General features: G+C 38.6%; 8 protein-coding genes. 5 read left to right on the forward strand and 3 right to left on the reverse strand.

Going from position 1 to position 12,027, the window contains the following annotated elements:
- The first annotated feature begins 13 nt into the window (after positions 1-13).
- The 4 genes from BUW93_RS03750 to BUW93_RS03765 all read left to right on the forward strand — a co-directional run bounded on the left by BUW93_RS03750 (position 14) and on the right by BUW93_RS03765 (position 5,208).
- Positions 14-889 carry a PKD domain-containing protein gene (locus BUW93_RS03750; protein WP_081209317.1) on the forward strand — a complete coding sequence of 292 codons (876 nt, stop codon included), beginning with the start codon at positions 14-16 and terminating at the stop codon, positions 887-889.
- Positions 890-1,007: 118 nt separating this feature from the next.
- Positions 1,008-1,679, forward strand: coding sequence for a carbohydrate-binding family 9-like protein (locus BUW93_RS03755; protein WP_157893278.1), 672 nt, complete (start codon positions 1,008-1,010; stop codon positions 1,677-1,679).
- Between the two features lie 393 nt (positions 1,680-2,072).
- On the forward strand, positions 2,073-3,143 hold the full coding sequence (locus BUW93_RS03760) for an amidohydrolase family protein (RefSeq protein WP_081209319.1): 1,071 nt from the start codon (positions 2,073-2,075) through the stop codon (positions 3,141-3,143).
- Positions 3,115-5,208 (forward strand): glycoside hydrolase family 36 protein, encoded by a 2,094-nt coding sequence (locus BUW93_RS03765; protein ID WP_081209320.1) that lies wholly within the window; start codon positions 3,115-3,117, stop codon positions 5,206-5,208. The genes BUW93_RS03760 and BUW93_RS03765 overlap by 29 nt, the downstream gene beginning before the upstream one ends.
- Positions 5,209-5,673: 465 nt before the next feature.
- On the opposite strand, the gene BUW93_RS03770 is transcribed toward BUW93_RS03765, so the two are convergent.
- From BUW93_RS03770 to BUW93_RS03785, 3 genes are all read right to left on the reverse strand, one after another.
- Positions 5,674-6,537 (reverse strand): EamA family transporter, encoded by an 864-nt coding sequence (locus BUW93_RS03770; protein ID WP_081209321.1) that lies wholly within the window; start codon positions 6,535-6,537, stop codon positions 5,674-5,676.
- A 150-nt stretch (positions 6,538-6,687) separates the two neighbouring features.
- A complete protein-coding gene (locus BUW93_RS03780) occupies positions 6,688-8,292 on the reverse strand; it encodes a glycoside hydrolase family 31 protein (protein WP_081209323.1) in 1,605 nt (534 codons plus the stop codon).
- Positions 8,293-8,322: 30 nt separating this feature from the next.
- Positions 8,323-9,834 carry a DUF4832 domain-containing protein gene (locus tag BUW93_RS03785; RefSeq protein ID WP_198536973.1) on the reverse strand — a complete coding sequence of 504 codons (1,512 nt, stop codon included), beginning with the start codon at positions 9,832-9,834 and terminating at the stop codon, positions 8,323-8,325.
- 486 nt (positions 9,835-10,320) lie between these two features.
- Here BUW93_RS03785 and BUW93_RS03790 point away from each other — a divergent pair, with 486 nt between their 5' ends.
- Positions 10,321-11,577: a sugar MFS transporter gene (locus BUW93_RS03790; protein ID WP_081209325.1), complete on the forward strand. Its 1,257-nt coding sequence runs from the start codon at positions 10,321-10,323 to the stop codon at positions 11,575-11,577.
- The last annotated feature ends 450 nt before the right edge of the window (positions 11,578-12,027 follow it).

The following is a 12,027-nucleotide window of genomic DNA, read 5'->3' on the forward strand; positions in this document are numbered from 1 at the left end:
TATACTCAACATCATGAAAAAAAATAAATGGATACCTATCGTAAATATCCTTGCGTTACTTCTAGTTGTTTCGTGCAGTAAAGATGAAGATACCTCCAGTGACACAAAAGCTGTTTTTAGTTATGTAGCAGATGGATTCCTAGTAAATTTTACCAATTTCTCTAGGAATGCAGATGAATACTTATGGGATTTTGACGTTGACGGAGCCACTTCCACACGCCGTGATCCCGCTCATATTTTTCCTGAAAAAGGGGTGTATCTTGTGAGTCTTACAGCTACGAGAGGCCAGGAATCTAGCACATTTGTAGATACTGTTCGTATAACCGGACCTAATATTAAGATCGATGGGGACTTTTCAGATTGGGAACATGTGGATTATACTTTTGAGAACCCGGAAGGTAGTGGGGGTACACTTTTAAAAGTCAAAACATTTGCTTCTCCGAATGCATTGAACTTCTACATTGAAGGAACTTCTGAGATGAACTTCGCTGTAATGAACTTTTATCTGGATACCGATAATAATACCGATACAGGCCATACTACCTGGATGTATCCCGCTGGATCGGGAGCAGAATTCATGGGAGAAGGAAACTTTAATCCCGAAGATCCTGGAGCTTCTTCTGGAGCTATTTATGAATATGGAGGCCCCGGGGGCAGTGACTGGACCTGGGCTTCAGTTGCCTCTTTTGCCGATGCCATGCAGTTTGCTGAATTTGGAACTAACGAAGGAAACAAAGCAATAGAGTTTTCTATTTCACGCGATGTTCTTGGAGATATGGAAGGGGTTGTTAATTTTGGATTAACGGAAAGTGATTCCGGGTGGACCCACATCGGATCTATTCCTGTATTTCAAACTCCAGAATCTGAATTCGCCCCATTTGAACTATAGAATTTCATGTTGAATTTATAAAAAACACCGTGCTGTACGAATTTAATTTTAGCAATTATTGACCATAGGAGTCTAGACTGACTTGACCAGAAAAAAGTCGCGCCAAAATTAAATGGATATGAATGATGCTAAAATTGATATAGCAGGAATTATAGAAGTTAAAAAATGCTCAGATTTTGAACTGAATGGTGATGGTGAGAATCAAAACTGGGCATTAACGGAATGGATAAATTTACCCCAACGAAATTCACTAAGTAAAATTCTGCTCACTAAAACCAAAGTATTATATTCTGAAAATGGTATTTATTTTCTTTTTTATTGTGAAGACAACGAAATCACAGCTACTCTGAATGCTGATTTTAAAGATCTTTGGAAAGAAGATGTGGTAGAGGTTTTTCTTTGGCCAGATGAATCGGTCCCTGTTTATTTTGAATATGAAATTTCACCTCTGAATTATGAACTACCCATATTAGTGTCCAATGAAAAGGGAGATCTTGTAAGATGGATCCCTTTTCATTATCATTCTGATAGGAAAACTCTGCATGCTACCAGCGTAAAAGGAGGAAGGAAAATGAGTTATTCAAAGGTTTCAAGTTGGACGGCAGAATTTTTTCTGCCTTTTAAGCTCCTAAGGCCTCTTTCGAATATTCCTCCAAGCAAAGGCTCAAAATGGAGAGCAAATATGTGCAGAATAGACTATCAGGCTGAAAATGCTGTTTTGTGGTCTAAGGGATCCATAGAAACTAGTTTTCATGAGTATGAAAGCTTTGTTACTTTCTCATTCCAATAAGGATGACGTTCAGAAATTATCTAAATAAACAGCTCAAGGAATTCAGGAAATTTAAAATTCTGGTCATCTCAATAGATTATTAGGCATTCTTTGACCTGGTAAAAATCCAAAAGGTTTCTATTTTATAAATCTTTGAATAAGGTTGAAGCAAAGACTTTAAAAGAAATTACTGAATCTCTCCTTCACACTTTTGTGCGAATTATTATAAAAAATACTGAGTTTATTTTTCATTTATAAATGAACAACTATTCTTCTACCAATCACAAAAAGTAAATTGAAATACAATACTTCTTTTTGTTCTTATAGCTATGGGGAAGGGATGTTTGTGGATTATTTTGCTTTATTTCAGGGTTTTATCGAAACTTATAATATTTAATAGATAAAATTAAAATTATGATAAGAATAATTGTGCCACTTTTTCTAATAGTTTTGACAGGCAACTTTTCTTTCGGACAAGAACAAGATATTTTGTTAAAGGAATATGATCCCGTCTCTATATATAATATTCCAAAAACCTTTCCTGTAAAGGCCAGGTTTCCTGTAATCGATATGCATTCTCATCCATATGCGAAATCTCAGTCAGAAATTGAAGAATGGATAGATAACATGGATGAAGCCGGAATAGAAAAGACAATACTTCTCACTTATGAGACCGGAGTTGCTTTTGATAGTATTTACGACGTTTATTCGAAATATGAAGGGCGATTTGAATTATGGTGTGGGTTTGATTATACAGGATACGATCAGCCGGACTGGACCAAAAAAGCTGTTGCAGAACTTGTGCGCTGCTATAAGAAAGGGGCCAGGGGTGTTGGCGAGTTGGGAGATAAGGGAGAAGGTCTTTCTTATTCTCAACCAACTGCAGCTCCTGGGATGCACATCGATGATAAGAGGATGGTTCCTCTTCTTAAAAAATGTGGGGAATTAGGAATGCCTGTGAACATTCATGTTGCTGAGCCCTACTGGATGTATCAACCTATTGACAAGCATAATGACGGGTTAATGAATGCCAAGACTTGGAAAGTAGATACAACAAAGAATGGAATTTTGGGGCATGCAGCACTTTTGAAGACTTTGGAAAATGCAGTAAACAGCAATTCTGGGACTACTTTTATTGCTTGTCATTTTGCTAATACAAGTTATGACCTCGGCATTCTGGGTGATCTCCTGGAAAAATATCCAAACCTTTACGCAGATATTTCTGCGCGCTATGCAGAGACTGCTCCTATTCCTCGACGTGTTAAAAAGTTTTTTGAAAAGTACCAGGATAGATTACTTTATGGAACTGATATGGGTTTTTCACCTTCCATGTATACCACAACTTTCAGGATTTTAGAAACCGAAGATGAACATTTTTACCAAAAGGATATGTTTAGTTATCACTGGGCGTTAAACGGCTTTGGTTTATCTGATAATATTTTAAAAAAAATATACTATGAAAATGCGAGACGAATACTTCAATAAAAAAAACTTTTTCAGACTTCTACTTTTTTTACTTGTTATTCTGGGGATTACCGGTTTTTCAATAAAACAGTCAAAAAACATGTCGTCAGTAAAGATTACTAAAGGGAATATTATATTTGAAGTAAATTCTGATCTTTATACCCGGATTTCTTCCAGCTTTCCCGAAAGTAAACCAATCATGGATGGGTACCAGGCTTCCGAAAATCTAACAATAAATAATAAGGTTATCTCCAAATTTAAGCTAAAAGAAGTTCAGGAGAGCACCTTAGAAGGGAAATTATTAGGAAGAGAATGGTTGGTAAGGGGGGAGGTTGATGAGGATGGCCTTAAATTGTTGAAAAACCTGAAATTAACGGCTTATGATGATTTTCCAAATCTTATTTCAGTGGAAGTGGAATATGTTAACGCTTCCAAAGAGGATGTATATATCAATAATTGGATTAATGGAAATTATCAAATTCTTCCTCAAGGAGATCAACCTCCTTTCTGGGCTTTCCAAGGAAGCTCCTCGTCCAGTCGCAGTGATTGGGTGAAACCTTTAGGGCCTGGTTATTACCAAAAGAATTACATGGGAATGAATGACTCTGATTACGGAGGTGGAATTCCTGTGACTAGTGTCTGGAGACCGGATTTGAATATTGCTGTAGGGCATTTGTCCCTTGTCCCTGAGCTGGTAAATCTTCCTACGGAAATGTTGAAAGATTCGAAGGTTGTCATAGGTGTTTCAAATGATTTTGCCCACCGCACCCTATTTAAAGCCCAGGATACAATTACGACCTTAGAAACCTTCGTTTCCGTTTCCAAAGGCGATTATTTTGAGAACCTTGCAAAATACTCCGAGCTGATGCAGGAAAAAGGAATTGAAATGGTAAAGCCAGAGGAAGCTGCATTTGAACCTATCTGGTGTGCCTGGGGATATGGAAGAGAATTTACTATGGAAGAAGTGGTGAATACCCTTCCAAAAGTAAAAGAACTAGGTATTGACTGGGCCGTACTGGATGACGGATTTCAAGTTGCTGAGGGCGACTGGGAACCAGCTTCCGATAGATTTCCGGAAGGGGAGGATGCCATTAAAAAGCTGGTTGAAAGGATTCACGGATATGGATTAAAAGCCAAGATATGGTGGACACCCCTAGCTGCTGATCCGGGAAGCAAGGCATTAGAGCAAAATCCACAAATGATAATAAAAAAAGAGAACGGTGCACCGCAATTTATAACATGGTGGGATGCTTATTACTTATCTCCCACTAAAGAGGAAACTGTTAAGCACACCAAGGATATCCTTCATCTATTTCTAAACCAATGGGATTTCGATGGTTTAAAAATGGATGGGCAACACATGAATGCTGTAGCTCCCGATCATACTCTCGAAAATCCTGAAGAAGCCCCCAAAGGCCTCCCGGATTTCTTTCATATGATATATAATGAAGCTCGGAAGATAAAACCTAACGCAGTTGTAGAAAACTGTCCTTGCGGAACTTGTATGTCATATTATAACATGGCATCTACCAACCAGACAGTTTCCTCCGATCCATTGTCGAGCTGGCAAATACGTCACAAAGGGAAAACATACAAAGCCCTCGTTCCCCAGACTGCCTATTACGGTGATCATGTAGAATTGAGTGATAATGGAAGTGATTTTGCCAGTTCATTTGGAATAGGGGCAGTGTTGGGAACGAAATTTACCGTACCTAGTTCCAGTGAGAATGAAGAATCGGAAAAGTTTCTACTGACAGAGAGGAAAGAAAAGGTTTGGAAAAAATGGTTTAATCTATACAACGATAAAATGTTGTCGAAAGAGAAATATATAGGTAGCTTATATGACATTGGTTATGATAAACCTGAAACTCATGTTATAAAAAAGCAGGATAGGTTGTATTATGCTTTTTATGCGGACTCCTGGGAGGGGAAAATAGAATTGCGAGGGTTGGAAAACAATACAGAGTATCGTATTGTGGATTATTTCAACAAAGTAGATTTAGAACATGTAAAAGCGTCTCAACCATTTCTTGATGTAAACTTCAAGGAGTTTATTCTTTTAGAGGCTGTCCCGGTAGGGAAGTAAAAGGAGGCTTATCCAGGTCTAATGTTTTGCAGGTAAATAGTTCTTTTTTTAGAAGAATGAGGAAATGGCACCAACCATAAGTTAAGCCAGAAAATAAATATCCGACGGTTAGATGGGAAAAACATCAGATTGCTTAAGCAAGATCATTCTGCATCTTCTGCTTGAATTATTGCTATTGCCCAAAAGCTGTCATAACATTACGTATAGAAAATCCTTTGATCTAGGCTTACAATTGAATTAGCAACTATTCTGGTGGACAGTATAAAATGGATAGCTCGGATCTAAAAGAGGAGATTTCTAAAGGTTGCCAACAGGAGGGGAGTGGGAACATGCCACAGGTGCTTGAAAAGTAAAGGTGACGAATGTTTGCAATGCTACCAGATTATATCTTAGGTGCTTAACAATAAAAAAGAGTCCGTGGTTCCTTAATCTTCCTTGGACTCTTCTTTCAAAGTAAAGGGCAATTCAAACGGATAAAATAAAAATAGCAACTACAGCCAGGATCAATCCTATTATGAGGATTGGACCTGGCATAACACTGTATATGATCAAGGACAGAATAATGGTGATTAGGGGCGCCAGGCCCGTGAGCGGAGCAACAATTATAGCTTTTCCATAGCGAAAAGCGTAAACCAGCGTTAAAGCACCTACTGCATTTAATACATGTATTATGGCAGCAAGGTAAGGTCCCTTGAACCCCCAGTTAATCGATTGACTGAAATCAGTCATCCATATTGCTAAAGGGGCCAGAAGAAGTCCCATTAGAGCCATATAGAAGAAAATGCTTTCCGCTTTCATAGTTTTATTGGAAAATTTCATGATGAAGGCTTGTAAGCCCCAGGCAATAAAAACCATTACTGAAAATGCAAGCCAAACATATCCCCGGACTTCCGATGTTCCAGGTTCTTGATAGGAAAGGAAAAAAATAGCTATCAATGCAGTTCCTATCCCTATCCATTTTAAAAATGATGTTTTTTCTTTTAATAGTACCACTGACAAAAGAATGGTGAGTGCCGGAGAAAGAGATATGAAAGGGAAAATGATGTAAGCAGGTCCGTCTTGGAGGGCTTGGAAAAGCAGGAGTTGACCTCCTGCTCCAAGAATTCCCACGGCTGATCCTAAAATTATTGATCGTTTATCCTTATCAATTTTCCACTTTACCAGATACAGTGCAATGGCGGCACAGGGAATCATGGTAAGTGCCCAAATCACATACCCGAGAGTGGCAGGGAAACCTGCTTTCTCTGGTATTTCGATAAGTGCACCCCAAACTCCCCAGAATACTGTTGTTATTATCGCATAAAATAGCCACGAGTGTAATTTCTTCATAATAATTTTTTCGTCAGGTCCGGGTATGTATAATCTTTCGGACGCAATAGAAAATTGAATACAGCATTCCATCCGCATACCAAGTCAATTCCGATGGTTTTAATCATTCTCCCAATTCTTTTATAGCTTTTTTGATAAAGCATAAACTGCTTATTTTCTTTTGAAAATGGGCAATTCATTTAAATTCACTTCGACTTCAATTCGATTCCCTCCAAAAAAGGTTTTACCTTTCCAGGTCCATTCCCCTTTTGGCAAGATGACCATCCTTGAATTTGTGCCACGCTTTAATACTGGGGCTACAAGAATATCAGGACCTAGCATGAACTGATCTTTAATATTATGATAGCCCTCTCCGGGAAAATCGTATTCCATTGGTCTAACTATAGGTTGGCCATCCTGTGAAGCCTGTTGAACCAAATCCATAATCACTGGCAAGTATTGTTTCCTTAACTTTACGGCTTTTTGTACAGCTCCCAGGTGTTCTTCATCCAGGACTCTCCATGGAGCAACTGAAAATTGCATCATCGGCATTAGTGCATGCACCTGTGCTGACCGTACGATCAGTTCCTGATCTACTTCCTCAAGATTGCGGAAGGAACCGAATTCCCCGCCTCCAATCATATCAGGAGCATTAAAAGGATAGCCTATAAGGCCCTGAAGCAACATTTGCGGGATTAACATTTGTAAATCATCCCAATTATGACCTTTATCATGTAACCTTTGTGCCAGGGGTTGTCCTCCCATTTTCCAGGATGCTCTATATTCGTTTAGAGGGTATTCCAGGCCGAATTGCTGAAAAGTAAGCGTATGCTCATTCGGGGAGACCTCCTTGTAGGACTTTAAGGGTTGGTTATAGAAATAGCTGTCCCCAGCGTCAAATTTAAACCCATCGACACCATAAGTGTCACTGAGCCTGTTCAATTGTTCCTGATACCATTCCACTGCTCCAGGATTAGTAAAATCCAGGACCGCACTGGCACCATTCCACCAACGTACAATTAAAGGATTGTTATCACCTGTGGCTTCTTGAATCAGATAGTTTTTGTTTTCCAGTTCCCTATAAACATCGCTATCGGGGCTTACAAATGGGCATACCCAAAGCATCACTTTGAAACCCATCTCATGTAAAGAATCCATCATTAATTTGGGATCCTCAAACCTTCCCTCATGGAACTGCCACTTGCCGTAATCCTCCTGCCAATTATCATCAATCATCAGCACCCCAGGAGGAAATCCATTTTTTAATATGTTCTCGGCATATTCCAAGATGTCCTTTTGATTCTGATTGTACGTAAGTTCAATCCAGGTATTGTACTGTGGTTTGGTAAAAAGAAGGGTATCCGGGATTTTTCCGGAGGCCGGGAAATATTCAGAAGAAGCATGGGCGAAAGCCGTCTTTAAATTACTGCTTCCGTCTGGTTCCGAGACCTCAATGGGAGTTCCGTAGGATCCAACCTTTATCTTTTGGTTGTCCACAGTGAATTTTATAGGGGATTCAGACCAGATCACCCTTCCTTTGTCGGATAGCAGCATAGGTTGAATTTGGTTCCCTTTATTGTTACCCCATAAGTCAATTGAGTATTCCTGGTCAGTTTCAAAAGGCATTAAATGTCCATCCCTAACAACCCCACCCCACCAGTTCTCATCCGGAAGCAGTTTAACAGTTGTAGAATCCGTCACTTCTTGTGCATTAAGAAGGAAGGAGGTCATCAAACAGGTCGTTAGGAGTAAACCTTTATAGATGTATTTTTTCATAGTTAAGGTAAGTGGTTTGAACGATCGTTGTTACTTATTGACGTTAATGGTAAAATCAAGGTTATTGTATCCTTTATTTTTGTCCCACATTTTTTCATTTGCTAACCTTATGGCGTACTCAGGGCGGTCAGCAATGGATTCATTGGCATCAGGTAAGAATAAATGTACCGTATATTCCCCGGCTTCTATATCCGCTGGAAGATGAAAGGTTTGTTCATGATTTACACTATCGGTCCAGAACCTAATATCGGTATCTAATGGCAACCGGACCTCCTTTTCGCCTGAATTAGCTCTTAGGACAAGGAACACAGGACGTTCTTTTACTGGTGAAGCATACCCGACGTTTCTAAAATCGAGTTCAATATCAAATTCATCAGAGATACTGATATTTTCCGGAATAACAGCGCGGTCCAATATCAGACGGTACCCAAGGTTCTTCTTAATGTCATCCATGCACCCATTATCTACCCAGTCGTTATTTACTTCATTGTTATAGTCAGCGTTCAGGTAGGTATAATGTAACAGTCTCAAATCTTCATCGGCCATTCCGCCGGGGGCGCAGTCATTTTCCGGACTGTAGCCATCAGAACAGGTTTCTCCACCTATGACTACCCACTTACTGTCTTTTGCAAAATAAGACTTTAAGGTCTCGATGTCCTGGCGTGCCGGCGTGTCAGAGTTTCCATAGTCTTTGTAAGTTCCATAATCATCCGCACTGGCAAATAAACAATCATTGTGGATTCCTATTCTAGCCTTGTGAGAACCACTGAAAGCTTCCTCTTTGGTTAGAGGATCTACACTGGTTTCTGCATCGATACCATATACAGCACGTTGTTTGATTTGAGGGTATCGAACCTGAACCATCAATTCTTCCGGGGTAGCATCTAACAAGGCTTTTAGGACTTCAATCCGGTCTTCCCAGTTCTCATCTGTTAATTTCCCTTGATTTGCATTCGATGAAGCATCTCCAAAATAGTCCGTGTAATACTGTTCACCCCATATTCCAATAAATCCCATTTGAAGCGTAAAGATAACATCAGCGTTTTTCGTAAGGATAGGGGCCACCTGATCTATGTGGTTTAAAATGATTTCCTTTGGAGCATCACCATAAGGGGGGCAGAATGAACTTTCAGGGCAGTCTCCTGGCCGAGGAGATACTGTATATGCAAATCGTGGAATCAATTTCACTCCCGCTTCTCGTGCCGCATCGAAATCCTCCTGCATTGCCTGGAGATATTCTTCCGATATAGGCTGGTCTATAAAATCTTCTAATACAAAATATCTGAATACTAACGAATTGAAGCTGGGATAGGATGCTCCGCGAGAAATAGTTTCTTTTCTGTATCTCTTTAACGTATCAATTGAAAGGGGCTCATAATCACTCGAGCTAACTCTCGACGCACGATAAAAGCCTCTTTCCGGGTTTACAAAATCTTCATCTGATTCAATAAAAGTCATTTCATTAGATGAAGTATTTGATTCTTCACCTGTTTTACAGCCTATCAGTAGGAGTAGAAAAATAAAGGTAATAAATGGTTTCATATGGAAGTTTTTTATAAAACGAAAGAAAGTATTTACTTTCCGGTCTTTAATAATCATAAAAGTATATAAAAACAGTCGGTTAATAAATTTTAAATTTCGTTTTCTTTGTATTTTGCTTGCACAATATATAAAAAATATTGTGAATTACCCTTTTTATTATGCCAGATTTTATAACTAGAATGTTGTTTTAATCTATTATTTTATGAAGTAATCCTCTAAAAATAACGATTCTAATTTATGTTAGGAAGTTTTGTGTTTAAAGTGATAACTTGAAATAAGAATTTTATGATTTAAAAATTAAGAAAGGAATCGAAGTTTAAATTTTACTATTTGGCTATTTAATTATAGATTTATGCACTTTTTCGAATGAAAAAAATACAAATTCTTAAAGACCTCTGAACTGGTCAATAGAAATATACTCTTAAAACAAGATGAATTTCAAAGTAGGGTATCATTAAACAAACTAATTTAAAAAGCGAAGAACCAATGGTAAAATCTTCAAATAGTACAACTCGTTCAATCATCATAATAGGTGCCCTGTTTTTCATTTTTGGGTTTGTGACGTGGTTGAATTCCGTTTTAATTCCTTATCTGAAAACAGCAAGCCAACTGAACAATTTCGAATCATACCTGGTTGCGTTTGCTTCATACATTTCCTACTTCGTAATGGCTATACCCTCGGCTTGGGTATTAAAAAAGACGGGCTTTAAGAATGGGATGTCCCTTGGTCTTATTGTCATGGCGATTGGGGCCCTAGTTTTTATTCCTGCAGCTATGTCTAGGACCTACGCTTTATTTTTATTCGGATTATTTGTGCAAGGCACAGGTTTGGCCTTATTGCAATCGGCAGCAAATCCTTACATCACAATTCTTGGCCCTATAGAAAGTGCGGCTAAACGAATTAGTATTATGGGAATTTGCAACAAAATGGCCGGGGCCCTTGCACCAATTATTTTTGGTGCAATCTTGTTGAAAAATATGGATAAATTGGAAGCGAGCTTGGTAGGAATGAACGCTATTGAAAAAGCCGTTGAACTGGACGCACTATCAGACAGAGTGATTACACCTTATATAATTATGGCGATAATTCTGGTAGGTCTATCAGTGTTAATTTATTATTCGGCTTTACCTGAAATCGAGACCGACGGAGAAGATGAAACCTTAGCGGCAACCAATAAGAATAAAACCAGTGTTTTTCAATTTCCTAACTTACTATTGGGTACCCTGGCCATGTTTCTATACGTGGGGGTGGAAGTAATTGCGGGCGATACAGTTATTAGTTATGCCCGGGACGGACAGGGAATCTCTACCAATGTGGCCAAATATTTTACTACCTATACCCTCATCGCAATGATTGCGGGTTACCTTATCGGTACCGTAACTATTCCTAAATTTATTACCCAGCAGAAAGCTTTACAAATTTCCGGAATGTTGGGAATTATTTTTGGGCTTGTAGCTATTTTCACTGAAGGTTATATTTCTGTATTGAGTATTTCATTTTTAGGTCTTGCAAATGCCTTGGTTTTTCCGGCAATCTGGCCGTTGGCTCTTGATGGTTTAGGACGATTTACTAAAATAGGATCTTCTTTTTTAATTATGGCACTGGCTGGAGGGGCAATTTTACCCCTTATCTATGGCTTCCTGGCAGATACTTTTGACCCTCAATCAGCTTATTGGATAGTAATTCCTTGTTATCTCTACATTTGGTTTTACGCCACAAAAGGCTATAAGATTCAATTTTAATTTAGGATATATAGACCTTGAGTTCGTTCGACATTACTTATATCTGACAAATTTGGAAGCCTCTTGGTTATTCGTTATTCCGCGTGTTAATTTGTAGACATAATTGAAGACTTTTATGGAGAGAGGCCAAGAACATCCGAAGCTCATTAAACTATTAAAAAGACCGGGCAACCAAAAAAACTCTTAACTCCGGAATTAAAAGAAAAACTAGATTTCGACAATAAAAAGCAGATTGGTTTGAACCTACAATAGAAACAAATGATTTATTCAACAACCTCGATCCGGAATACTTTCTCAAATAGATTTATTAACGATTCCCTTCCCGGGAGACAATATTCACCACATCATCATAAACTCCAACTTTATTATCACAGCCATTATTCAACGCAAACTTGGTTCCCAAGTGATGAGTTGTGAATGGCTTTCAGAATTGTATTTTTAATTAGGATT

Source organism: Salegentibacter sediminis (assembly GCF_002078605.1).
GTDB lineage: Bacteria > Bacteroidota > Bacteroidia > Flavobacteriales > Flavobacteriaceae > Salegentibacter > Salegentibacter sediminis.

Coding starts and splice junctions, on each gene's coding strand:
- BUW93_RS03750 (WP_081209317.1), top strand. CDS start 14: ATGAAAAAAAATAAATGGATACCTATCGTAAATATCCTTGCGTTACTT.
- BUW93_RS03755 (WP_157893278.1), top strand. CDS start 1,008: ATGAATGATGCTAAAATTGATATAGCAGGAATTATAGAAGTTAAAAAA.
- BUW93_RS03760 (WP_081209319.1), top strand. CDS start 2,073: ATGATAAGAATAATTGTGCCACTTTTTCTAATAGTTTTGACAGGCAAC.
- BUW93_RS03765 (WP_081209320.1), top strand. CDS start 3,115: ATGAAAATGCGAGACGAATACTTCAATAAAAAAAACTTTTTCAGACTT.
- BUW93_RS03770 (WP_081209321.1), bottom strand. CDS start 6,537: ATGAAGAAATTACACTCGTGGCTATTTTATGCGATAATAACAACAGTA.
- BUW93_RS03780 (WP_081209323.1), bottom strand. CDS start 8,292: ATGAAAAAATACATCTATAAAGGTTTACTCCTAACGACCTGTTTGATG.
- BUW93_RS03785 (WP_198536973.1), bottom strand. CDS start 9,834: ATGAAACCATTTATTACCTTTATTTTTCTACTCCTACTGATAGGCTGT.
- BUW93_RS03790 (WP_081209325.1), top strand. CDS start 10,321: ATGGTAAAATCTTCAAATAGTACAACTCGTTCAATCATCATAATAGGT.